Source organism: Marinobacter nanhaiticus D15-8W, assembly GCF_036511935.1.
Taxonomy (GTDB): Bacteria; Pseudomonadota; Gammaproteobacteria; order Pseudomonadales; family Oleiphilaceae; genus Marinobacter_A; species Marinobacter_A nanhaiticus.
In genome coordinates this window covers 3,569,567-3,591,672 of record NZ_AP028878.1, presented here as the reverse complement: position 1 = coordinate 3,591,672, position 22,106 = coordinate 3,569,567, and the positions used below count along the sequence as shown (strand labels likewise).

Annotated in this window: 22 protein-coding genes; 9 read left to right on the top strand and 13 right to left on the bottom strand. The window is 59.2% G+C overall.

Annotation, left to right across the window (positions count from 1 at the left end):
- Positions 1-34: 34 nt before the first annotated feature.
- Positions 35-1,216, bottom strand: coding sequence for a BaiN/RdsA family NAD(P)/FAD-dependent oxidoreductase (locus RE428_RS16100; RefSeq protein ID WP_004582959.1), 1,182 nt, complete (start codon positions 1,214-1,216; stop codon positions 35-37).
- 231 nt (positions 1,217-1,447) lie between these two features.
- On the opposite strand from RE428_RS16100, the gene RE428_RS16095 reads away from it, so the two are divergent.
- The 3 genes from RE428_RS16095 (at position 1,448) to RE428_RS16085 (ending at position 5,427) form a co-directional block, all read left to right on the top strand.
- Entirely contained in the window at positions 1,448-2,410 is a 963-nt protein-coding gene (locus RE428_RS16095; protein ID WP_004582958.1) for a pirin family protein, read from the top strand.
- A gap of 156 nt (positions 2,411-2,566) precedes the next feature.
- On the top strand, positions 2,567-3,652 hold the full coding sequence (locus RE428_RS16090; RefSeq protein ID WP_004582957.1) for an ABC transporter substrate-binding protein: 1,086 nt from the start codon (positions 2,567-2,569) through the stop codon (positions 3,650-3,652).
- The gene (locus tag RE428_RS16085) at positions 3,652-5,427 is read left to right on the top strand and encodes a sensor domain-containing diguanylate cyclase (RefSeq protein WP_004582956.1); all 1,776 of its coding nucleotides are present in this window, start codon (positions 3,652-3,654) and stop codon (positions 5,425-5,427) included. The genes RE428_RS16090 and RE428_RS16085 overlap by 1 nt, the downstream gene beginning before the upstream one ends.
- A 28-nt stretch (positions 5,428-5,455) precedes the next feature.
- On the opposite strand, the gene RE428_RS16080 is transcribed toward RE428_RS16085, so the two are convergent.
- Both RE428_RS16080 and RE428_RS16075 read right to left on the bottom strand, forming a co-directional pair.
- Positions 5,456-6,511 carry an NAD(P)-dependent alcohol dehydrogenase gene (locus RE428_RS16080; protein WP_004582955.1) on the bottom strand — a complete coding sequence of 352 codons (1,056 nt, stop codon included), beginning with the start codon at positions 6,509-6,511 and terminating at the stop codon, positions 5,456-5,458.
- 41 nt (positions 6,512-6,552) lie between these two features.
- On the bottom strand, positions 6,553-6,678 hold the full coding sequence (locus tag RE428_RS16075; protein ID WP_264673122.1) for a hypothetical protein: 126 nt from the start codon (positions 6,676-6,678) through the stop codon (positions 6,553-6,555).
- Positions 6,679-6,764: 86 nt separating this feature from the next.
- On the opposite strand from RE428_RS16075, the gene RE428_RS16070 reads away from it, so the two are divergent.
- Entirely contained in the window at positions 6,765-7,700 is a 936-nt protein-coding gene (locus tag RE428_RS16070) for an AraC family transcriptional regulator (protein ID WP_004582954.1), read from the top strand.
- Between the two features lie 7 nt (positions 7,701-7,707).
- Here the strand turns inward: RE428_RS16070 and RE428_RS16065 are convergent, their stop codons facing one another.
- Both RE428_RS16065 and RE428_RS16060 read right to left on the bottom strand, forming a co-directional pair.
- Complete coding sequence (locus RE428_RS16065; protein WP_004582953.1) at positions 7,708-8,532, bottom strand: PhzF family phenazine biosynthesis protein; 825 nt, start codon at positions 8,530-8,532, stop codon at positions 7,708-7,710.
- Positions 8,529-8,828 (bottom strand): nucleotidyltransferase family protein, encoded by a 300-nt coding sequence (locus tag RE428_RS16060; protein WP_004582952.1) that lies wholly within the window; start codon positions 8,826-8,828, stop codon positions 8,529-8,531. Before RE428_RS16060 ends, RE428_RS16065 begins: the two co-directional genes overlap by 4 nt.
- Before the next feature lie 238 nt (positions 8,829-9,066).
- Between RE428_RS16060 and RE428_RS16055 the strand changes: the two genes are divergently transcribed.
- Positions 9,067-10,482 carry an aminotransferase-like domain-containing protein gene (locus RE428_RS16055; protein WP_040883835.1) on the top strand — a complete coding sequence of 472 codons (1,416 nt, stop codon included), beginning with the start codon at positions 9,067-9,069 and terminating at the stop codon, positions 10,480-10,482.
- A 117-nt stretch (positions 10,483-10,599) separates the two neighbouring features.
- Positions 10,600-12,228, top strand: coding sequence for an acyl-CoA synthetase (locus RE428_RS16050; RefSeq protein WP_004582950.1), 1,629 nt, complete (start codon positions 10,600-10,602; stop codon positions 12,226-12,228).
- 21 nt (positions 12,229-12,249) lie between these two features.
- On the opposite strand, the gene RE428_RS16045 is transcribed toward RE428_RS16050, so the two are convergent.
- Positions 12,250-12,957: an SGNH/GDSL hydrolase family protein gene (locus RE428_RS16045; protein ID WP_040883774.1), complete on the bottom strand. Its 708-nt coding sequence runs from the start codon at positions 12,955-12,957 to the stop codon at positions 12,250-12,252.
- A 290-nt stretch (positions 12,958-13,247) separates the two neighbouring features.
- On the opposite strand from RE428_RS16045, the gene RE428_RS16040 reads away from it, so the two are divergent.
- The 3 genes from RE428_RS16040 (at position 13,248) to RE428_RS16030 (ending at position 16,003) form a co-directional block, all read left to right on the top strand.
- Positions 13,248-14,099, top strand: coding sequence for a metal-dependent hydrolase (locus RE428_RS16040; protein WP_004582947.1), 852 nt, complete (start codon positions 13,248-13,250; stop codon positions 14,097-14,099).
- Between the two features lie 209 nt (positions 14,100-14,308).
- Positions 14,309-15,340, top strand: coding sequence for a hypothetical protein (locus RE428_RS16035; RefSeq protein ID WP_004582946.1), 1,032 nt, complete (start codon positions 14,309-14,311; stop codon positions 15,338-15,340).
- Positions 15,341-15,349: 9 nt separating this feature from the next.
- Positions 15,350-16,003 (top strand): LysE family translocator, encoded by a 654-nt coding sequence (locus tag RE428_RS16030; RefSeq protein WP_004582945.1) that lies wholly within the window; start codon positions 15,350-15,352, stop codon positions 16,001-16,003.
- Between the two features lie 348 nt (positions 16,004-16,351).
- Here RE428_RS16030 and fdxA read toward each other — a convergent pair whose 3' ends face one another.
- From fdxA to RE428_RS15995, 7 genes are all read right to left on the bottom strand, one after another.
- Positions 16,352-16,675: a ferredoxin FdxA gene (gene fdxA / locus RE428_RS16025; RefSeq protein ID WP_004582944.1), complete on the bottom strand. Its 324-nt coding sequence runs from the start codon at positions 16,673-16,675 to the stop codon at positions 16,352-16,354.
- 222 nt (positions 16,676-16,897) lie between these two features.
- Entirely contained in the window at positions 16,898-19,513 is a 2,616-nt protein-coding gene (gene mutS, locus RE428_RS16020; RefSeq protein ID WP_338381149.1) for a DNA mismatch repair protein MutS, read from the bottom strand.
- The gene (locus RE428_RS16015; protein WP_004582937.1) at positions 19,510-20,772 is read right to left on the bottom strand and encodes a site-specific integrase; all 1,263 of its coding nucleotides are present in this window, start codon (positions 20,770-20,772) and stop codon (positions 19,510-19,512) included. Before RE428_RS16015 ends, mutS begins: the two co-directional genes overlap by 4 nt.
- Entirely contained in the window at positions 20,745-20,930 is a 186-nt protein-coding gene (gene xisR, locus RE428_RS16010) for an excisionase family protein (protein ID WP_004582936.1), read from the bottom strand. Before xisR ends, RE428_RS16015 begins: the two co-directional genes overlap by 28 nt.
- A gap of 2 nt (positions 20,931-20,932) precedes the next feature.
- Entirely contained in the window at positions 20,933-21,238 is a 306-nt protein-coding gene (locus tag RE428_RS16005; protein WP_004582935.1) for a hypothetical protein, read from the bottom strand.
- A complete protein-coding gene (locus tag RE428_RS16000; RefSeq protein ID WP_154660780.1) occupies positions 21,231-21,389 on the bottom strand; it encodes a hypothetical protein in 159 nt (52 codons plus the stop codon). Before RE428_RS16000 ends, RE428_RS16005 begins: the two co-directional genes overlap by 8 nt.
- Position 21,390: 1 nt before the next feature.
- Complete coding sequence (locus RE428_RS15995) at positions 21,391-22,092, bottom strand: hypothetical protein (RefSeq protein ID WP_004582934.1); 702 nt, start codon at positions 22,090-22,092, stop codon at positions 21,391-21,393.
- Positions 22,093-22,106 lie beyond the last annotated feature (14 nt).

Genomic DNA, 22,106 nt, shown 5'->3' with positions numbered 1-22,106 from the left:
CCGCCATTGCGCGCAGTCAACGCTATCGTTTCCTTCAAGCTTCGTTCCCAGCCGCAATCCCCGAAGCCCAGGCCCACTGGAAGTTATGCCCACCCAGGTGCCCGGTCACATCCACCACTTCACCGATGAAGAACAGGTTCGGGCGGTCGTTGACGGCCATGGTCTTCGATGACAATTGACGGGTATCAACGCCACCGAGGGTCACCTCCGCCGTTCGGTAGCCTTCGGTGCCAGCGGGTTTAATAGTCCAGCGGTTGAGGGTCTGGCCAACCTGTTCGATGTCACTGTTCCTGTAGCCCTGCAACGGTCCCTGCCAACCTTGTAGATCGTTGAAAGCTTGGGCAAAGCGCTTGGGCAGATGATTGTTCAGGTAATGGCCGACGCTGGACTGGGGCTTGTCCTTGCGCAGGTGCATCAAGGCCTGCTTGGCGTCTTCGCCTGGCAGCAGGTCGATCTGCAGTTCGTCGCCCGGGTGCCAGAAGCTTGAAATCTGCAGCATCGACGGGCCGCTTAACCCGCGATGGGTGACCAGCATGGGTTCGCGGAAATGCTCACTGTTGCAGTGTACGTCCACGGGGCAGCTGATACCGGACAGCGGCGCCAACTGGTCTTTCAGTTCCGGATGCAGGGTGAAGGGAACCAGACCTGCCCGCGTGGGCAGAACCTCCAGGTCAAACTGCCGGGCCAGTTCGTAACCGAAGCCTGTGGCGCCCAGGGTGGGTATCGACAGACCGCCACAGGCGACGACCAGCGAGCCGCACTCGAGCACGCCGCCCCCGGTTCTGACCTCATAGCCGCCGGTGGTTTCGCGCACGCCGGTCACGCTGGTCTTGAGCCGAACCTCGGCGCCGGCCCATTCGCACTCGGTGAGCAACAGGTTAAGGATGTCCTTGCTGCTCTCCCGGCAGAAAAGCTGTCCGGCAGCCTTTTCCTCATGCTCGATACCATGGCGCTCCACCAACTCCAGGAAATGCTGGGGTGTGTAGCGCTTGAGCGCGGAAATACAGAAATGGGGATTGGCCGACAGGAAGTTGGCCGGCGTACTGTTCAGGTTGGTGAAATTGCAGCGCCCGCCACCGGACATGAGGATCTTCTTGCCGGCTTTGTTGGCGTGATCGATGACCAGCACCCGACGTCCGCGATAGCCCGCAGTGGCAGCACACATAAGCCCGGCCGCTCCGGCTCCGATGATGATGACGTCGTATTTGGCAGGCATGCGTTTCCGTCGGGGTTGATGGCTCTCCAGGAGTTGACGACTCTCTCTAGGAGTGGACGACTCTCTGTGCGTTGACGACTCTCTGGGCTGCGGATTATACGGCTTTGGGCGGGCGACGTCTTTCCGGCATATCTTTTTGCATCAAGGACGTGGTTATAATCAAGGACATGGGAGCTGGCAGTATCTTCTCGGGCTTGTATCTCCATGGCGCCGCACGGCAAAGGAGTTGTCATGAGCAATACGGATTCGAATTCCTCGCTTTCGTCTTCCCGGGACTGTCCGGTCGTCAGCGGTAAACGGCTGGTCCAACACGTGGAGGCGCGAAAGACGGATGTCGGCGGCATTCCAGTGGCCCGGGCGCTGCCCACCCGCGGGCGACGCACCATTGGCGCCTGGTGTTTCCTGGATCATGCCGGTCCGGTGGTCTTTCGTGGCAATTCGCGCGGCATGCGGGTGGGACCTCATCCACACATCGGCCTGCAGACATTTACCTGGATGATTGCCGGCGAAGTGCTACACCGGGACAGCCTGGGCTCCGAACAGGTGATCCGCCCCGGCGAGGTCAACCTGATGACTGCCGGTAACGGCATCTGCCATACGGAGGAATCGGTGGAGGCTTCGGGGCAGCTCCATGCTGCCCAGCTCTGGATCGCCCTGCCTTATGCCGACCGCGAGACTGCGCCCCGCTTCGACCACTATCCCTACCTGCCAAGGTGGGAAGAGCAGGGTGCCGATATGACCCTACTGATGGGCCACTTCCGAGACCATAATGCGCCCACACTCGCGTTCTCGCCGTTGATCGGTATCGACCTGGCCCATCGCAACGGGGGGGCCATGCGCATTCCGCTCCGGACGGATTACGAGTACGGTCTGCTGCCGTTGGAAGGAACCTTCGATATTGGCGGCGAAACATTCCGCACTAACGAGTTGGCCTATTTCGGTACGGGCCGCAGTGATGTCGAGTTCCACGCACCGCCGGGTGGTCGCGCCATACTTTTAGGCGGAGAGCCGGTGGAGGACGAGATCCTGATGTGGTGGAATTTCGTCGGCTACAGCAAGAGCGAGATCGCGCAAGCCCAACGGGAGTGGGAGCAGGGTAGTGATCGCTTTGGGAGCGTGCCCGCCTACGAGGGGGAGCGTTTAATGCCTCCACCTATTCCCTGGAAGGTCGATCCTCCGGCTTCCCATTCATGAAGCATGGCCCCGCAAGCTCAGTTTCGGTAGATATGGGTACGGGAACTGCCGCCTGAACAATAAACATTTGTGAATTGAACTTTCAGAAAATAGCGAGCGCGACGGTTGCACTTTATAATCGGCGGCGATTTTTTGCACTGCTTACAGGATGTTGCCGTGTTTCGCACCGGTCTGATATTACTTCTTAGCCTGTTCCCCGTGGTGTCCTGGGCGTTTTCCGTCACTTTTATCAATCCGGGTCATGCAGATGAGCCCTATTGGCGGGATGCGGCCCAGGGGATGCGTGCTGTCGCGTCAAGTCTGGGTATCGAGCTGGAAATCCTCTATGCCAATCGCGACCTGATCCAACAGATTGAGCTGACCGAAGCAGTGACTCTCCGTCCGAAAGATCTGCGGCCGGACTACCTGCTGTTTTCGGTGGAGAAGCGAACATTTGCTGCACAAATGAAATTGGCTGACGCCGCCGATATTCCGGTCTTCCTGGCGTTCAGCGGGCTGAGGCCAGAGGAGCGTGAACTCTATGGCGCTCCACGGAAAAAGCTACCGCGTCTGCTGGGTTCCTTGACGCCACGGGCAGAAGACGCGGGTTACCTTACAGCCCAGACGCTGATTGAAGCGGGGTGGAAAAAAGGACTGGCCGCTTCCGATGGAAAGATTCATATGCTTGCGCTTTCCGGAGATCGCTCAACGGACACGTCAGTCCGCCGCAATGAAGGTCTGATGCAAGCCATCGACGAAGCCGGTGATGTGGTGCTTGACCAAATGGTTCATGCCGACTGGCGGCGGGACGTTGCCGAATTCAAGGCCCGGCAACTCTACGTGAGGTATCCGGAGGCTCGACTGGTCTGGAGTGGAAGCGACCTGATCGCCTTTGGCGCGATGGACGCGCTGCGCTCGCGCAAGCCCGGTGAGGACGTATTGTTCTCGGGAATCAATTCGTCGGCGGCAGCCATGAATAGTCTAATCGATGGACGTTTGACCGCCCTGGCCGGTGGGCACTTCATGGCGGGTGGCTGGTCACTGGTGCTGCTCTACGATTATCACCACGGCCGAGATTTTGCCGAAGAAGGTGTCGAACTTGAGCGCCCGATGTTTACCCTGTTCGACTCATCGAAGGCCAGGCAATACCTGGAACGGTTCGGTAACGGTGTACCGAATATGGATTTCAGCCGTTTCAGTAAGATCCTCAATCCATCCCTGAAGCGTTACAACTTCGAATTCGGACAGCTGCTGGAGCCTTAATGCGCGTTGTCACCCGGCCATTCCATTCCATAGCCAGGACTGTGCTACGTAACGTTATCGTTGCGGCGGCGGTCCTTGCTCTGGTGATCGGGGCGGCTCATTCCTGGTACACCTACCAGAAAGAACAGCAGCGAGTGGAGGCCCTGACTTCAACCTTCGCCCTGGGGCACGTGCCCTTGCTGATGGTGGGAATATGGGATCTGGAAGCCAACGCGCTGCAGCGTCAGGTAGACCTGATGGCGGCTTATCCGGAGATCGCCGAAGCGCGAGTCCAGGCCGCAACCGGGATGGCGTTTTCTGCGGGACCGGAGGTTGCCAATCGTAGGCCGGATGTTCGTCTCCCGATACCTCACCCGACGGAGCCTGGCGAGGTACTGGGCGAATTACAGGTCTGGTATGACAATGACTACATCCGTCGCGAGATCGTCAGCGCCATTGTTCCGGGTTTTATCGAGTTTGTCCTGTTCGCGCTGGTTGTCAGCTTCATCACTTACCGCATTATATTTGCCGGACTCAACAGGCCTTTACGCGCTATTGACGATTACAGCCGACAGCTCACACCCGGGCGGCGCAACCCACCCCTTGAACTGGGTCGCAGGCAGCGCCATTGGGAAGACGAGATCGACCTGATGGTGGATGGTTTCAACACGTTGAGAGATGGAATCGCGCGGTTCAGCGAGGAGCGTGACCAGGCGGTCAAAACACTTTCCCGCGAACGGGACATGTTGGATGAGCGGGTTCGCGAACGGACGCAGGAAATGCGGCAGATCAATGAAGTGCTCGAGTCCCTGTCGCGTCTGTCGGTCAGCCTGATTGATGTCCCCTATGAATCGCAGCACAGCGCAATGGTCGATGCACTCGCTCGTTGCGGGAAACTGATCGAGGCCTCGGCTGTTGGCATTGCGGTTTGCCATGAGGCGGGCGACTGGGAGTGGCGTTATTGCTGGCCAGTTTCGACGGATACACGTGCCTTTCCCGATAGCCGGGTGCTACACAACCTGTCCTGGGCCCAGGGCTGGTACGTGGGCGATACGCCCTGGTCACCACACGGCCTGGTGTGTACCCGTGTGGTGGACAGCGAACGTTACCTGCTGACCTTCCACGAGCCGAAGGCTCGCACCTATACGCCGTTGGAAGAGCGGTTGGTACGTATGGCTGCCGAAGTGCTGTTCAAGGTGATCGAGCGCTGGGAAAACCAGCATGAACTGGAGAATAGCCGTCGTGAACTCTATCGACTGTCACGCACGGACCCATTGACCGGCCTCGCCAACCGACGCTATTTCAATGAGGTTCGCGACACCGAGGGACGGCGTATCCAGCGTACCGGAGAACCGCTTTCGGTATTGATGATCGATGTGGATTTCTTCAAGGCCTACAACGATCAATACGGGCATTCCAAAGGGGACCGTTGCCTGGTACGTCTGGCGGAGGTTTTTCGTCAGCAGTGTGCCCGCGCGGGCGAGTTGTCAGCGCGGTTGGGCGGTGAAGAGTTTGCTATCCTGCTGCCGGGACATGATGAAGCCGAAGCGCTTGAGATGGCTGAAAGGGTTCGATCTGCAGTGTACGACCTCGCCGTACCACATGAGCATTCACCGATGGATTGGGTCACGGTCAGCATCGGCTGCGCGACGTGGTTCGGGGATCGAGGGGCGGAACCCCTGGACGCCGTCTTTGATCACCTCATGCGCAACGCCGACCGCTGTCTCTACAAGGCCAAGGCACTCGGCCGCAACCGGGTGGTGGGAGAGGCCAGCCTGTCCACCGCCAACGAATGACGGCGGCAGGCTGCTTCGGGCGACGGGCTCAGTCGTCTTTCAATGTCTTCATATCGATCACGAAGCGGTATTTCACATCGCCTTTCTTCATGCGCTCGTACGCTGTGTTGATGTTCTTCATGTCGAGCATTTCGATATCGCAGCTGATGTCGTGCTCGGCACAGAAATCCAGCACCTCCTGGGTTTCCGGCATACCGCCGATCAATGACCCTGCCAGCACGCGACGCTTGAACACCAGGTTGCCGGCTTCCAGGGCGGGGTCCACCGGCTCCAGCAGGCCAACGATGACATGGGTGCCGTCGACTTTCAGGCAATTGAGATACGGGTTGAGGTCGTGCTGGACCGGAACGGTGTCGAGCATGAAGTCGAAGCTTTCCGCGGCGGCTTCCATCTGACTCTCATCCGTGGAAATGACCACGTGATCCGCACCCTGCTTCTTCGCCTCGCCGACCTTGCTCTCGGAACGGGTGAAGATGGTCACTTCCGCGCCGAGGGCCTTGGCGAATTTCACGCCCATATGGCCAAGACCACCCATGCCGATCACGCCGACCTTGTCGCCGGCTTTCACGCCATAGTGACGCAGCGGTGAATAGGTGGTGATGCCTGCACAGAGGATGGGCGCCGCAGCCGCTGGATCGAGTTTCTCGGGTACCTTCACCACGAACCGCTCGCTGACGACGACCTTGTCGGAGTAGCCGCCGAAGGTGATCGTTCCGTCGTGACGGTCCTCGCCGTTGTAGGTTGCCGTCATACCCTCGATACAGTACTGCTCAAGTCCGGCTTCGCAGGCCTTGCACGAGCGGCAGGAATCGACCATGCAGCCAACGCCCACGACGTCGCCTTCCTTGAAGTTCTTGACGTCGCTGCCGACAGCGGTGACGCGGCCTATGATCTCATGACCCGGTACGACGGGATATTCGGTCACGCCCCAGTCGTTTTGGACGAAGTGGATGTCCGTATGGCAGACACCACAGTAGTCGATTTCGATGGAAACATCGTCGGGCCGCGGAGTACGGCGGTCAAAGCTGATCGGAGCCAGGCCCGAGGTTTCGTTCTGTGCTGCGTAACCCTTAGCGCTTGCCATTGGTTGGGTGACCTCCCTTCTGTCTTCAAAAACGCCTGTCTTCAAAAACGGTGAGTTAAGAACGCGCTCTGTAAAAACGCGATATCAACGGGTTTGCCGCTGGTGAAGCCAGTTTGGGAGTTCAGCGCCGCATCGGCCATCAACAATCCTTCATCGTTTTTGCCCATTCCTCCGAAATCGTCGCCTGTGCTGATACGAATCGTTCTGAGACAGGCATAATGACGGTATGAGTTATCGTCTTGCGGGAGAAGGCATGAACACTGACAGCTTTAGATCGCCGGCCATGCAGGAGCTGATCCAGCCTTTGGATCCCTGTGACGGATTCTCCGAAACGCCGTTGAGCGGGGTAAAGCTGATCTGCTGCAACGAAGCGGTGGGGCGCACGCCGATCCTCTACGAGCCGAGCCTGATCATCATTGCCCAAGGGCGGAAAATCGGCTATCTCGGCGAACGCGAGATTCACTACAACGCTGGGCAGTACCTGGTGCAGACGCTCCCCCTGCCGTTCGAATGCGAGACTTTCGCGTCGGCTGAAGAGCCATTGCTCGGGTTATCGGTACGAATCGATCCGGCGGTATTGGGGGAACTGGTCGTGGAGAGCGGCGCCGCACCGCGCAAAGAGGGCCAGGACGCGCCAAGGCCGATGGATTCCGTCGCCATGACCGGCAGTATGCACGAAGCGGTCATCCGCCTGCTGAGGGCGTTGCATGATCCACAGGACATGCGGATCGTGGGCCGGCAGCGTGTACGTGAGGTCATCTACGAAGCGCTCAAGGGGGAGCAGGGGCCTGCGCTTCGGGCTCTGATCCTCAACCAGGGCAATTACTCCCGTATTGTACGGGTGCTGACCCAGATGCACCGGGATTTTACCGGCGAGCTGTCTGTCGATGACCTTGCACGGGAAGCCAATATGAGTCCGTCGACCTTTCACCAGCATTTCAAGCAGATCACGCAATCTTCTCCGCTGCAATACGTCAAGCGGCTGCGGCTGCTCAAGGCGCGCATGCTACTCAGCCACGACGACCTGAACGTCAACCAGGCCGCTTCTGAAACCGGCTACCGCAGCGTCCACCAGTTCAGCCGAGACTATAAGCGCTATTTCGGGGTAAGCCCGGTGAACGATCGGCGTCCGGACTCAGCCGTGTTGCAGCCTCATCCGTCCGCCGCGGGGGTCGCCTCTAGAGTTTGAGTCGCCTTCAGAGTTTGACCTGACCTTCCATAAAGGGGACCGCCTGGCCCGCAATGTGGACGCGATCTCCATGCAGTTCGCAGCGCAGTTCGCCGCCGCGGGAAGACACCTGGTGGGCCTGAAGTTTTGACTTGCCCAGACGCTCGGCCCAGTAGGGGGTAAGAATGCTGTGGATCGAACCCGTCACGGGGTCTTCGTCGATGCCGCCGCCTGGCGCGAAGTAGCGGCTGACAAAGTCGCCGTTATCGCCGGGCGCCGTCACGATGACGCCCAGGTTACCCAATGTCTTGAGCGCTTTCATGTCCGGTCGCAACGAACGGACCTGGGTCTCGTTCTGGAAAACAAGCATGTAGTTCGTATCGGAGGCAACGTAGAACGCGTTTTCAGGGGCTTCCGGAATGCCCTCAAGAATAGCTTTGGGCGTCTCCCTCGGCTCGAAGGCTAACCTGGGGAAATCTAATTCCAGCCATCCATTCTCCAGTTGACGTACGCCGAGAGATCCACTTTTTGACCGAAACCGGACGTGTTCCTGTCCCCAGCCCAATTTATTAAAGATGACCCAGGCTGAAGCAAGGGTTGCATGGCCGCAAAGAGGGACCTCGACTTCCGGCGTAAACCAACGAATATGGAAGTCATCCTCGGCCTGTTCCGGTTCGCGCACAAAAAAGGCGGTTTCGGAAAGGTTGTTCTCCAATGCGATGGCCTGCATCAGGTCGTCTTCCAGCCATTCCTCCAACGGCATCACTGCCGCGGGATTACCGGTGAAGGGACGGGTTGCAAAGGCATCCACCTGGTATAGGGGCAGGGCTTGGTTTAACGCGACGGTCGTCATGATATGTCCTCCATAGGGCGTTGTGTTACGCAGGGCGAGGCCGCCATGGCACCGACATGGATGGCAAACGCCGATAATTCCTGCTCACTGTAGATATGGACCTTCACGCTGGCACGGCTCAGCACCCAATGCTCCGGCTCAGGATGGGATTCATGGTACCCCATGGCTGCCAATTGGCAGATGACGCTTTCGGCACGCTTGCCATCAGGTTTAACGCAGCTATTGTAGAGGTCTAGCACGTCGTTACGCGGACGCCCTAAGGCGTTGTTCCGCTTGAACCGGATCGGGGGATTCATGGCGTTTCTCCTCATCGAGTGAGCGATGTAGCCATTCTGGGTCCTCGCCCATAACCATCACAGATTCAGCTCAGCTATAATTGAACCGGTACAGCGTGTTTCCTCTCGCATCTGTACTGCCTGTTTAACCGCGTATCTGTACCGCCCGGAGAAACGGTATTTCTGGGAGGATAAGATAGGGAGCTAGCCGGTTTCCCGAGACCATAAGGCCAGTCCAGGGATGGAGGAGGAAAACACCATGACCATTCTCTACGCGCAACTTGCCGACCAAATCCAACAGCTCATCAATGACGGCGTCTACCGCGAGGGCGAGCGATTGCCCGGTGTGCGTGTGCTTAGCCGTCAATTCGGAGTGAGTATCTCCACCGTACTCCAGGCCCACCAGACCCTGGAGAGCCGCGGTTACCTGGAAGCCCGCGAGCGCAGCGGCTATTTTGCCCGCATGCCGCGCCAGGACGCGCCGGTCCCGGTGATGCAGCGCCCCAAGGCCAAGCCGGCTCCGGTCACCGCGCGAGATATGGCGCTCGACCTGTGCTCGGTCGAACGTAAACATATGGTGCCGTTCGGGCCAGCCGTGCCCCATGCGGATTTCCTGCCGTTACGCCAGATCCAGCACGCGACCCTGTGGGCCGCGCGTCAGGGCCTGGAAACCCTGGATTATGCCTTTCCCGGCAAGGAAATCTTCCGTCGCCAGATCGCCCAGCGCATGACCAACCTGGGCGTAGTCACGACCCATGAAGACGTGATTGCAACGAATGGTGCCCAAGAGGCGATTATCCTGGCGCTGCGGGCGGTGACCCAGCCGGGCGATATTGTCGCGGTCGAGTCGCCGTCTTTCCCCGGTATCCTGCAAGCATTGGAAGTCGTGGGGCTTCGGGCGCTGGAGATCCCCACCCATCCGCTGGAAGGCCTGAGCCTGGAAGGGTTGGAATTGGCCCTGGAACAATGGCCGATCAAGGCGTGTGTGGTGGTGGCGAACCACAGCAATCCGCTCGGGGTGCAGATGCCGGACGAGCAGAAGAAGCGCCTGGTGCGCCTGCTGGACACGGCCGGCGTGCCACTGATCGAGGATGATATCTATGGTGACCTGCCTCACGAGGGGGAGCGTCCGCGGCCCGCAAAGTCCTTCGACGAGACCGGCAACGTCATCTATTGCTCGTCGTTCTCCAAGACCGTTTCGCCGGGTTTGCGGCTGGGTTGGGTCGTACCTGGCAAGCGCTTTGCCGAACTGAGCCAGCAGAAATACTTCAATAACCTGGCCACAGCATCCATTCCCCAGATCGCCGTAGCCCACTTCCTGGAGCAGGGCGGCTATGACCGGTACCTGCGTGCCGCCCGACAGCGCTACCGGGAAGCAACGGGTCGCCTGCGTGCGGCCATTGCCCGGGAATTTCCCGAAGGCACGGCCGTCAGCCGGCCCATGGGTGGATTTGTGCTCTGGGTCCAGTTGCCCAACCGGGTGTCCGGTACGCAGGTCTTTCAGGACGCCCGGACACACGGCATCAACGTGGCCCCAGGCAGGATGTTCTCGACCACGGATAAGTACGAAGACTATATCCGGCTGAACTGCGCAAACCCCTGGAACGAGCGGATCGAGCGGGCTGTGCGTACCCTGGGAGAGTTGGTCGACGCGCAGATGCGTCGGGCGGCCTGAGGCCGGGGGCCAATGGGAAGGGCAGAACCCCACGCAGGATTGGTCGTATAGACCCATTTGGTTCTATGCTAAGTGAACTAACAAAACCAATCGCATTCTTGTCGGGGAGCCCGTCCCATGCCGTCTATCTACGAAGAGGGCCTAGGGCCCGTAAACGCCAACTACGATAACCTGTCGCCGGTCGACTTTATTGCCCGTACGGCGAGGGTTTATCCCGAATATCCGGCCGTGATCCACGGCGCTGCCCGCTACACCTGGCAGCAGACCTACGAGCGTTGTTGTCGCCTGGCTTCGGCCCTGCACAACAAGGGTATCCGCCGTGGCGACACGGTGGCAGCGATGCTGCCCAATATTCCCGCCATGCTCGAGTGCCATTTCGGCATCCCCATGATCGGTGCCGTGCTCAATGCCCTGAATATCCGCCTGGACGCCGAGACCATCTCATTCATGCTCAAGCATGGTGAGGCGAAGGTGTTGATCGTCGACCGGGAATTCGGCCCGGTTATCCAGGATGCGGTCTCCCGTCTCGACAATCCACCCCTCATCATCGACGTCAACGACCCGGAGTATGGGGAAGGCCAGGCCACCAGCGATCTGGACTATGAAGACTTCATTGCCGATGGAGATCCCGCGTTCGAATGGCAGCCGCCCCAGGACGAATGGGATGCGATTTCTCTGAACTATACGTCCGGCACAACGGGCAATCCCAAAGGCGTGGTCTATCATCACCGCGGCGCCTTTCTGAACGCGCTGGGGAACTCGGAAATCTGGTCCATGGGCATGCATCCGGTCTATCTGTGGACCTTGCCGATGTTCCACTGCAACGGTTGGTGTTTCCCCTGGACAGTCACCGCGGTCGCCGGCACGCACGTCTGTCTGCGCAAGGTGGACCCGGAAAAGATCCTGCGGCTGATCGAGGAGCATGGTGTCACGCATTTATGCGGTGCGCCGATCGTGCTCAATGGCTTGCTCAACGTGCCCAAGGACAAGCGTATCGAGATCGGCCATCCGGTGAATGCCATGACCGCAGGCGCCGCGCCTCCGGCCAAGGTTATCGGAGCCGTGGAAGAAATGGGGATTCGAATCACCCACGTTTACGGGCTGACGGAGAGCTACGGCCCGGTAACGGTCTGCGCCTGGAAATCCCGCTGGGACGACCTGCCCCTGGATGAACGTGCCGACATGAAAGCCCGGCAGGGCGTCCGTTACCCAACGCTTGCAGGCATGATGGTGGGCGATCCCGAGAGCATGGAGCCGGTGCCGAAGGATGGTAGGACCATCGGTGAGATTTTCCTGCGCGGCAATACCATCATGAAGGGCTACCTGAAGAATCCGAAGGCCACTGAAGCCGCCTTCCGTGGCGGCTGGTTCCATACCGGGGACCTGGGCGTCTGTCACGAAGATGGCTACGTGGAGATCAAGGACCGGCTCAAGGACATCATAATTTCCGGCGGGGAGAACATCTCGACGATTGAAGTCGAAGATGCCCTCTATCGGCATCCGGCCGTTCTGGAAGCCGCTGTGGTGGCGCGTCCTGACGAGAAGTGGGGCGAAACCCCTTGCGCCTTCGTGACGCTCAAGACCGACGCAGAGGATGTGTCCGAGGAAGACATTATCCGCTTCTGCCGGGAAAGGCTGGCTGGCTATAAGGTTCCGAAAACCGTGGTCTTCCAGGAACTGCCAAAAACCTCCACGGGTAAGATCCAGAAGTTTGTGCTGCGCGATACGGCTAAAGCCATCAAATAGCGGTCAATGGGCACCGTCACCTCAATCCGGGAACCGGGCGCGGATCTGGGTATAGGCCTGGTTGGCCCAGACCCGGTACCCCGCCGGTCCCGGGTGGAAACCATCGCTGGCCATCATTGACGGGTCGTTCTCGAACAGCACGCTGACTCGCTGCACATCCCGCTGGTGCCGCAACAGGCCGCCCAGCCCGTTATTGAAACTGCGCGCCCTGGAGCCCAGGTACCAGCGCAGAGGCTGCGGCAGCGCGGGGAAATGATCCATCGGCGGTACGTCGGTAAACAGGATCAGCTTCGGGTGATAGCGCTCACGCAGCAGATCCAGGAGCGCCTGCACCTGAGTCAGCCAACGCTTCGCCGAGATTGAAGACGTCACGTCGTTTACCCCCAGTGATACCAGGATCACGTCTGGTGCGCATGCTGGCATCACGCTGTCGTGGGGTGGCAGATAGTCTGCAACCTTGCGACCGGTCAGTGCTTCCAGCCGCCATTTCACGCTGTAATGCGTGGTCAGCCGTTGCACCACCTGGCCTGACAGCGCCTCGTCCTGACTGGCTGCGCCCACACCGGCCGCGGCCGAATCGCCGACGATCAGCAACTCAAGTTCGGGCCCGGAGCCGGCTTCGCCGGAGCGCGCGCCCGGCGGCTCGGGCAGGCGAGGTGTGATCTTGCGCACATATCGACCTTCCAATAGCAGGGCGGGCGCGAGGGGGAGCAACAGCAGTCGATGCATCGCGATGTGACCTTTTTCTGTTAGTCGTTGATTTTGCATTTGTCCCTTGAAGACCGCAACGCGCATACCGATAAAGGTGACTTGTTCCCTTGGCCTGATCGGACACGCTGCAGTTTGCCAGTGGCTGTGCAAATCCCGATCAACGGCGTATGCTAGGCTCCATGTTTGAAGCGATCGCTTTAATTTTATGATCGTCGAATTGACAGTCTGTCAGAGTAAGCGATCCACCACAAAAACAATAATGTCTGGTCACCAGACGAAGTTTGGTGACCAATCTATGGGAGGCCCTTATGTCCATCAGCTCCACGCCGGAAGGTGTCCAGGTGGCGCCGCGCCACGTCAGCTTTGACATCCGCGATGAATTGAGGACCCTTTGGCACGGCAACAACCTGTTCCGAACCGCTTTCTTCAATGCTCTATCACTGCAGTTCCCGGATGGTGAGCAGCAATTCATCAACTCGGTGCGACTCTACCGCGACCGTATCGACGATCCCAAACTGCAACAGGAAGTGAGAGGGTTTATCGGTCAGGAAGCGCTGCATGGACGGGAGCACCGACTCTATAACGAGGCGCTGAAAGCCCGCGGTTACGATATCGATGCCATTGACGCCCGTTTTCAAAAGCACATGAAATGGGTCGGGAACCTGCCGCCAAGTCGTCAACTGGCAGGTACCTGCGCCGCCGAGCACTACACAGCGGTGATGGCCAACGCGATCCTGGGGCATCCTGAGTGGATGGAGGGCGTCACGCCGCAGATGCGTGAGCTCTGGCGATGGCACGCAGTGGAGGAGACCGAGCACAAGGCCGTCGCCTTTGACGTCTACCGCCACTGCATCGGCAACGAACGCCTACGCAAGATCGTGTTCCTGTTCGTTACCTACAACTTCTTCAAGTTTACGTTCCTCAACACCTGCAGCATGCTGAAGGCGGAAGGCAAGCTCTGGAGCCTGCGCACCTGGATCGACGGCATCAACTTCCTATGGGGCAAGCCGGGTGTGATCCGCAAGTGCCTGCCGGACTTCCTGGCCTACCTTAAAACCGGGTTCCATCCCTGGGCGCAGGACAACCGTGACTTGCTCAAGCGCAGTCTCGAGGAGCTTGATACAGGCTATTTGGGTGGTAAGGCCAACAAAACGGCCTAATCTTCAAATAGCCTGCTTCGTCGAGAACGGTGCCGGGTCAGAGCTACCACGTATCTATGGTGTTCAGCGCCTGCCTGAAATGAATGCCAAGGAGATTGTGCGGAACATGACCTGATTTCCCGATCTTGTCGGCCTTCCGGGCTAATCCGAAAGGCCGCGCCGCCATGTTAACCTGCCTGCATATTTCCCACGTCCACCGGATAACCAACATGGCCAAGGAAGCAACAGTGGTTCCAGACCAGCTCCTGGAACTGCATATCAAGCATGAGCTGGCGGCGCTCAAGGGCGCCAAGTTACGCAAGTTTATCGCCAACGAGGTCAAGGAGCTGTTCAGCCTTGCCGAGCAAGTCACCCTGCGCCAGGCGGTCAGCGAGGATCAGATCCTGGGTGTCATCCGCCGTCAGGTGGTAGAGATGGATCTGGATGGCGGAATTCCGGAACTGGCCGGCGATATGGCCAGCGAAGTGCTATCTGCCGGCGTGCAGTCCGACACCCGTCTCCGGGACATCCTCAGCCGTGAACAGGCCACAGCCTTCGTCGAGGAATTCCTGGAGCTGCGTCACCACCGGGAGCGCCTGATCAGCGAAGTGATGGCTCACCCGGTCTACCAGGAACTGGTGTCGAACATCGTCTACCACGGTCTGGTGAACTATCTCTACGAGGACAACCTGATATCCCGCAATGTGCCGGGTGTGGGGTCCATGATGAAGTTCGGTAAGCGTGTGGCCAACCGTGCCGTGCCCGGGCTCGATGAAACCTTCGAGCGGCGCATCAAGGCCTATCTCAGCGACAACCTGCCGGCGCTGATCCGCCGCAGCGAACAGTTCCTGCAGAAAGCGCTGTCCGACGACGAGCTGCGCGACACCATCATGGCCGCCTGGAACGGGGTTGAGGACCGCACCTTGGCGGACCTTCAATCCGGGCTGGGGGAACTGGAGCTTCAGGAATTCGTGGTGCTGGGCTACGAATTCTGGCTGGAATTCCGTCAGACTGCCTACTTCGAAGGCTGCTATACCGTGGTCGTGAACCGCCTGTTCGAGAAGTACGGCGATGTGCCGCTCACCGAATTGCTGAGTGATGTCGGTGTCGACCAGGCTGTCGTAATGGCCGAGGTTGATACTTTCGCCCAGCCGACACTCGATCTGCTGCGTGAACAGGGGTATCTTGAGGCCCTGTTGCGTCGCCGGCTGGCGCCGTTCTATCGGTCGTCAGCGGTGAAGAAAGTGCTCTCTGAATCCTGAGGTTGCTTTATGCCCAGCGCTGAACTCCTGTGGGCCTATCTGCTGGCCATTTCCCTGCTCACGGTGACGCCCGGTGTCGATACGCTACTGGTTATGCGCAACACGGCGCGCGGCGGTCTCCGGGATGGCGTTGTCAGTAGTCTCGGGATTTGCAGCGGTCTGTTCGTTCACGCCACCTTGTCGGCGGTGGGCATCTCACTGATCCTGCTCCAGACCGCCTGGGCGTTTACGCTGCTTAAATGGGTCGGCGCCGCCTATCTGGTGTGGCTGGGGGTGGCCAGTCTGCGACAGGCCTTCCGCTCATCCAGGGGCAGGGACGTAGCCGAGCAAACATTGCTGGCCAAGGTCAGCCGGAGCGACTACCGCATGGGCCGATCCCTGCGGGAAGGTTTGTTGTCCAACGTGCTCAACCCCAAGACAGCCCTGTTCTACATGGCCTTCCTGCCGCAATTCATCGACCCCGCGGGCCCGGCATTTGCGCAATCCATCGCCTTGGCGGCCATTCACTTTGTCCTGGCGATGATCTGGCAAACGCTGGTAGCGATGATGATCGTGCGGTCCCGCCAGTGGAGTGTTAAGCCCATGGCGAAACGGGTGCTTCATGGTTTGACCGGCGGGGTGTTTATGGCGATAGGGGCGAAGTTGGCCGTCACACAGCCTTAAACAGTTGCCAGGGGAGCCAATGTAGCCGACGCTTTAGAGGGTGTTGCAAAAGTAGCCGTATCTCAAAAGTACCGGCATAAACTCCCTCACCCCTCGCGGGAGAGGGCCGGGGAGAGGGGGTAGCGCCCTCAGGCGCTCATCGTTGCCAGAGCCGACTTCGAGCGAGGCTTTGCCTCGTCCCCCTCTCTCCAAACCTCTCTCCCGCCAGGGGAGAGAGGCTTCAAGCCGCAAGCTTTTGCAACACCCGCCAAAGCGTCGGCTACACAAGATCGTAACCTCTGGCCAATGCCCACAAAAAAGGGAGCAACCTTGCGGTGCTCCCTTTTTTAATCAGACGCTCAGGCCAGCCTACTTTTCCAGATACTGGAACTTGTCCGGCTTGCCGTCCCACTCGGCCGCGTCCGGCAGGGGATCTTTCTTTTCGGTGATGTTTTCCCACTTGCCAGCGAGTTCGGCGTTGATCTCGATATACTTTTCCTGACCGGGCGGTAACTCGTCTTCCGAGAATATGGCTTCCGCCGGGCACTCCGGTTCACACAGGGCGCAGTCGATGCACTCGTCCGGATCGATGACCAGGAAGTTAGGGCCTTCGTAGAAGCAGTCTACAGGGCAGACTTCCACACAGTCGGTGTATTTGCATTTGATGCAGTTGTCAGTGACGACAAAAGTCATGTTGGTATCCCTGGTTTCTCAGTCAATCTCATCAGTTGGCGGAGCCCGAAGCGCGCCATTCGCCAGCTTGCGATGCGCAAGAGGCATCGGTGGGTCCGCATTATTCGGGACCTCGGCTGGACATATTTATCGTGCGAGGCCGGTATTGTAGGGAGCGCCCCAGCAACTGGCAAGCGTACACGCTGCCTGCCTCAAGGCTCTTTGATTATAACCTTATGTATGTCACGAACCTGCTAACAGTTCCTTGAGTTCATAAAGCCGATTGAGCGCGTCCCGGGGTGTCAGGCCGTCGATATCCAGCTCGGACAGGGCTTTTTCCACGTCGCTTGGCTCAAAACTGGCGAACATATCCCCCTGGAAAGCGGGCGGTTCATGGACCGCTGGTTTCGTGGCGGGTGCCGTCGGGGCCGGCGTTGCGCTGCCTTCCAGGCGCTGCAATTGATGCTTGGCGTTGTTGATCACGTCCTGCGGCACACCGGCCAACTTGGCCACCTGCAGGCCGTAGCTCTGGCTGGCAGGACCTTCGTGAACGTTGTGCAGGAAGACGATGCTGTCGTCATGTTCGGTGGCCGTCAGGTGCACGTTGACGGCGTGCTTGAGCTGATCCGCCAGTTGGGTAAGCTCGAAATAATGGGTGGCGAACAGGGTGTAGCAACGAACATTCTGCGCCAGCTGCTCGGCGGTCGCCCAGGCCAGGGAGAGACCGTCGAAGGTGCTGGTGCCGCGACCGATCTCGTCCATCAATACCAGGCTGGATTCGGTGGCGTTATGCAGGATGTTGGCGGTCTCGGTCATTTCCACCATGAAGGTGGAGCGCCCGCCTGCGATATCGTCTGAGGACCCCATACGGGTAAAGATACGGTCCACCGGCCCCAGGATCGCCCGATCCGCGGGTACAAAACTGCCGGTGTAGGCCAAGAGAGCAATAAGGGCCGCCTGGCGCATATAGGTGGACTTACCCCCCATGTTCGGGCCGGTGATCACCAGCATGCGCCGCTCATTGTCGATCAGCAGGTCGTTGGGCACGAAAGGCTCGTCCAGCAACTGCTCGACCACCGGATGACGGCCCGACTGGATATCCAGGCCCGGCTCGTCGGAAAACTCCGGCGGATTCAGCCGCAGGGTGGTTGCCCGCTCGGCGAAGTTGCTGAGGACATCCAGCTCGGCCAGGGCCTGGGCCGTGTCCTGTAGCGGGGACAGTTGTTCTGCCAGGGTCTCCAGTAATTCATCGTAGAGCCCTTTTTCCCGAGCCAGTGCGCGGCTCTTGGCGCTGAGCGCCTTGTCCTCGAATTCCTTCAGTTCCGGCGTAATGAACCGTTCGGCATTCTTCAGGGTCTGGCGGCGGATATAGTCCACTGGTGCCTGGTCGGATTGGGCGCGACTAATCTCGATGTAGTAGCCGTGGACCCGGTTGTAGCCGACTTTCAGGGTACTGATGCCGGTGCGCTCCTTCTCGCGGGTTTCCACGTCCAGCAGGAACTGGCCGGCGTTCTCGCTGATATTGCGCAGGTCATCCAGCTCGCTATCGTAACCCTCGGCGATGACCCCTCCATCACGGATCACAACTGGTGGATTGTCGACGACCGCCCGGGTCAACAGGTCGGCCAGTTCCGGATAGGTGCTGGCGGTTTCACATAGGGTGGCGATGCGATCAGACGCGACCTGTTCGAGTACGTCTTGCAGCTCTGGCAACAGGTTGAACGCGTCGCGCAGGCGCGCCAGATCCCGGGGGCGCGCGGAGCGCAGGGCGACCCGGGAAAGGATGCGTTCGATATCGCCCACGGACTTGAGCAGGTCATGCAGCGGCTCGTAATGGAAACCGTCCAACAAGGCGGCAACCGCAGCTTGCCGCTCTTTCACGATATCAACATTGCGCAACGGCCGATTCAGCCAGCGGCGCACCAGGCGCCCGCCCATGGCTGTCGCCGTACGATCCATGACCCAGGCCAGGGTGTAATGGGTGCCGCCGGCCAGGTTGGTATCGATCTCCAGGTTGCGGCGACTGGTAGCGTCCAGCAGCACGCCATCCTCGCGTCTCTCGCGAGTCAATTTGCGGATATGGGGGAGGGCCGTGCGTTGGGTTTCGCGGGCATACTGGAGCAGGCAGCCGGCGGCGCAGACGGCGAGGGTCAGATCCTCACAGCCGAAACCGGTGAGATCTCTCACCTGTAATTGCTGGGTGATGATGCGCTGGGCGGAGTCCCGCTCGAACAGCCAGGGCCCCTGGCGGCGAACACCGGTGTACTCTTCCAGCAGGTCGGCGTACGGGAAGTCTTCACTGATCAGTATTTCCGCGGGCCGAAGACGTTGCAGCTCGCCCTGCAGTGATTCAATGCCCGCGAATTCGGACACCGAAAAACGGCCGCTGGAAATATCGAGGCAGGCGATACCGAAGGTTTCGCGCTGACTGCAGATGGATACCAGCAGGTTATCCCGCCGGTCCTCCAGGAAGGCCTCGTCACTTAGGGTGCCGGGCGTGACGATGCGCACCACCTTGCGCTCTACAGGCCCCTTGCTGGTTGCCGGATCGCCGATCTGTTCGCAGATTGCGATGGAGTGGCCACCCCGCACCAGTCGGGCGATGTAGTTTTCCGCCGAATGGTAGGGCACACCGGCCATGGGAATGGGTTGTCCGCCAGACTGGCCGCGGGCGGTCAACGTAATGTCCAGCAGGTCGGCCGCCTTCTTCGCGTCGTCGTAGAACAGCTCGTAGAAATCCCCCATACGGTAGAACACCAACTCGTTCGGATGCTCCACCTTGATCTTGAGGTATTGCTGCATCATGGGCGTGTGCTTGGTCATGTCGCTGTGAGCGGCGACTGAAGCGGCTTTCGTCATTCTTCCTCGGATTCTTGGGGCATCAGTGGGGCAAAAGCACCTGCTTTTTTCATCTGCGACCAGACGAATTCAGCTTCATTTTCAGACTCCGAAGGCATCCACCGGCCGTACACTTTGACCAGCATGGAATAGTCCTTGTGACCGAGCTGGTTCGCGATAAACGCTATATTGCCGTGAGCGGTCAGGCTCCAGCAAGCGAACGTGTGCCGTGTCTGGTACACGCGACGATACCGGATGCCGGCTCGAGCAACCAGCTTCATCCACTTTGTTGTCCACGACTGCGGCATCAGGCGCCGATTCTTTATCGCCACATGGCGGGCCTGTAGCGGCACCACAAGCGGTGTCAGCGTTTCGAGCCTGGATTCATGTCTGTTGATCGCCACCGCTTCTTCCCGCGCTTCCTGATCCTTGCAGAGCTCGAGCAGCGATTCGACGGCTTTCCTGGCCGGGGGCATCAAGATCACGGTGCGCTCCTGGCCGGTCTTGGTCACCTTGAGCTCGCCCTTGTCAGTGATCGACCGGCGAATGTGTAGGAGATTGCCGTCTACGTCCTCTCGAGCAAGCGCACAGAGCTCCCCTGGACGGATACCGGAGTACACCGCCAAGGTGACCAGCGCCACGTCTTGGGGGTGCAGGCAACCCTTGTTGATGACCGTCTTGAATTCATCGATGGTAAGCGGGTCAGGCTCCTGGCCTGCCTTGTCGAAAAACGCCACGGACAGGTCGCACTTCAGATAGCCATTCTTCTTTCCCCACTCGGCCAGGCCGTTCCAAGTCGCCATGTAGTTGTTGGCCGTGCTCGGCCTTCGGGTAGCAATCAACTTCGAGCGCAGCCGGTCGCCGTCCTCTGGCATCAGCGTATCGGTGTAGAGGTCTTCGCCGACAATCTCTACACATTTCCTCAGCGCCACATCGTAACGCCGTTCTGTGCCTGGGGTGATGTCTGCGACCTTGATGTTCCAATAACGTTCTTTGAGGTCCGAGAGTTTGATCGATCTCGAGACTTCCGAGGCGCGAGCCCGCGGCGAATTCGGGAAGTACCTGCCGTAGTCGAAAGCCCCGAGCTTGATGTCGTGAAGGATCGCCGCCCGCTTGTGGGCCGCCTGTTTGATGTTCGCCTTGGTAATATCAACCCCGAGCGTTTCCCGGCAGCGCTGGCCCTGGTACATGAACCAGATGCGCAGCGTCTTGCCGTGGATCTCTACGCCGGGGTGCTTCCTGATCTCGTCCTCTAAGCTGCCCAGCCCTTTTCTACCCACCGTTCTATTTCCTCAAGGTTGTACCACAGGCATCCGTCAGTGGCCTTCCTATACTGACGGCCTTCAACCCAAAGCTTCCTTCGGATCTTGATCTGATCCTTGGTCAGACCGGTGAGCTCCGTCAAGCGGCGCTCAAGCACCCATTTTGGTTGGTTCATAGCTACCACTCCGTTCTAACTTCCACCGGCCAGGCCAGCTTCAAATCAACAAGCGCTTCGCTGACATGGCGCATCAGGTCGATACTGCCCGGCGCCGCTTCCTCGATCAGCACATCAAATGAGCCGTTGCCTTCCTCATCAATGCAGAATCGAGCATCAACGCATCCGAGGTCGCCCCAGTTGATCGCACCGGTTACTCCTGCTTCCTGAGCCGTGTCACAGGCCTTGTCGGCGGCTTCCCGAATGGCCTTCAGGGTTTCGCACATCATGCTCAGGTTCGGCTCTGCCTTCTTCGCTGCATCACCCATTGCTTATCTCCATCTGCCCCTTGACGAGCTTTGCGAACTCGTAACTGCATCCAACGCGCTTGGCCGCCTGGCTTACCGAAGCGCCTGAGCGTAGGATCGCTTCAATCTCTTTCCGGCGTAGTTGCTGGCGGTTCTTGCGGTGTTCGCTCATTTCACCCCTCCCGCTTGCGTAGCATTCCGGCGTCGTAGAGTGTTCCTAGAACTTCCCAATGATCTACGACCTTCGCGTTAAGCTGGCCAAGCGATGCGATAGCAACGTCTATTGTCGCCGCCCGCTCCCGATCTTCCTTAGCCGACTTAAACTCTTTGGCTGTCAGCATTACGGCCGCAGATTCGTCATCCTCATCTGCCGGGATATAAACGATAGCCTCGCCACCCCTGTGCGCCACCACTTCCCAGACATGCGGCTGCGGGTTGATGCTGTCGATGTACAGGTCGCTGTTGCGATTCGTGGTACCGACTGGCGGCAGATCGCTCTTTACCTCGTGCGCCTGTTTGATCGTTTCTTCTTTCTCCCGCTCGGCGGCGGATTTGATTGGCTTAACAGCCTGCAGGACAACGACGCCAAGTTCGCCGTCGCACCACTGCACGGCAACCCGCTTTCTTATCGCGTCATACCCAACAACCACGCATCGGCCACCTGATGTCTGCGCTAACTGGCCATAAGCCGGATCTGACTCCCCATCCCACTGCTTTGTGGTGGGGCGGGGGATGAGATGCCATACAGGATCAGGCCAAGTCGTCTTCGTGTTTGTCCACGCGACGAAAACCCCGTCATGGGATATAACGGCAAACCTCTGCCCATCCGGCCACAAGCTCTCATCCACTTTCAGCTTCTCGATATCAACTCCCATAATCACCACTCCGT

Excerpts from the sequence above, each read along its gene's own strand:
- RE428_RS16000 (WP_154660780.1), bottom strand. The coding sequence starts at position 21,389 with ATGAGCGAACACCGCAAGAACCGCCAGCAACTACGCCGGAAAGAGATT.
- RE428_RS16040 (WP_004582947.1), top strand. The coding sequence starts at position 13,248 with ATGTCCATCAGCTCCACGCCGGAAGGTGTCCAGGTGGCGCCGCGCCAC.
- RE428_RS16035 (WP_004582946.1), top strand. The coding sequence starts at position 14,309 with ATGGCCAAGGAAGCAACAGTGGTTCCAGACCAGCTCCTGGAACTGCAT.
- RE428_RS16075 (WP_264673122.1), bottom strand. The coding sequence starts at position 6,678 with ATGGGCAAAAACGATGAAGGATTGTTGATGGCCGATGCGGCGCTGAAC.
- RE428_RS16005 (WP_004582935.1), bottom strand. The coding sequence starts at position 21,238 with ATGGGTGATGCAGCGAAGAAGGCAGAGCCGAACCTGAGCATGATGTGC.
- RE428_RS16100 (WP_004582959.1), bottom strand. The coding sequence starts at position 1,216 with ATGCCTGCCAAATACGACGTCATCATCATCGGAGCCGGAGCGGCCGGG.
- RE428_RS16055 (WP_040883835.1), top strand. The coding sequence starts at position 9,067 with ATGACCATTCTCTACGCGCAACTTGCCGACCAAATCCAACAGCTCATC.
- RE428_RS16045 (WP_040883774.1), bottom strand. The coding sequence starts at position 12,957 with ATGCATCGACTGCTGTTGCTCCCCCTCGCGCCCGCCCTGCTATTGGAA.
- RE428_RS16065 (WP_004582953.1), bottom strand. The coding sequence starts at position 8,532 with ATGACGACCGTCGCGTTAAACCAAGCCCTGCCCCTATACCAGGTGGAT.
- fdxA (WP_004582944.1), bottom strand. The coding sequence starts at position 16,675 with ATGACTTTTGTCGTCACTGACAACTGCATCAAATGCAAATACACCGAC.
- RE428_RS16095 (WP_004582958.1), top strand. The coding sequence starts at position 1,448 with ATGAGCAATACGGATTCGAATTCCTCGCTTTCGTCTTCCCGGGACTGT.
- RE428_RS16060 (WP_004582952.1), bottom strand. The coding sequence starts at position 8,828 with ATGAATCCCCCGATCCGGTTCAAGCGGAACAACGCCTTAGGGCGTCCG.
- RE428_RS16030 (WP_004582945.1), top strand. The coding sequence starts at position 15,350 with ATGCCCAGCGCTGAACTCCTGTGGGCCTATCTGCTGGCCATTTCCCTG.
- RE428_RS16050 (WP_004582950.1), top strand. The coding sequence starts at position 10,600 with ATGCCGTCTATCTACGAAGAGGGCCTAGGGCCCGTAAACGCCAACTAC.
- RE428_RS16080 (WP_004582955.1), bottom strand. The coding sequence starts at position 6,511 with ATGGCAAGCGCTAAGGGTTACGCAGCACAGAACGAAACCTCGGGCCTG.
- mutS (WP_338381149.1), bottom strand. The coding sequence starts at position 19,513 with ATGACGAAAGCCGCTTCAGTCGCCGCTCACAGCGACATGACCAAGCAC.
- RE428_RS16070 (WP_004582954.1), top strand. The coding sequence starts at position 6,765 with ATGAACACTGACAGCTTTAGATCGCCGGCCATGCAGGAGCTGATCCAG.
- xisR (WP_004582936.1), bottom strand. The coding sequence starts at position 20,930 with ATGAACCAACCAAAATGGGTGCTTGAGCGCCGCTTGACGGAGCTCACC.
- RE428_RS16085 (WP_004582956.1), top strand. The coding sequence starts at position 3,652 with ATGCGCGTTGTCACCCGGCCATTCCATTCCATAGCCAGGACTGTGCTA.
- RE428_RS15995 (WP_004582934.1), bottom strand. The coding sequence starts at position 22,092 with ATGGGAGTTGATATCGAGAAGCTGAAAGTGGATGAGAGCTTGTGGCCG.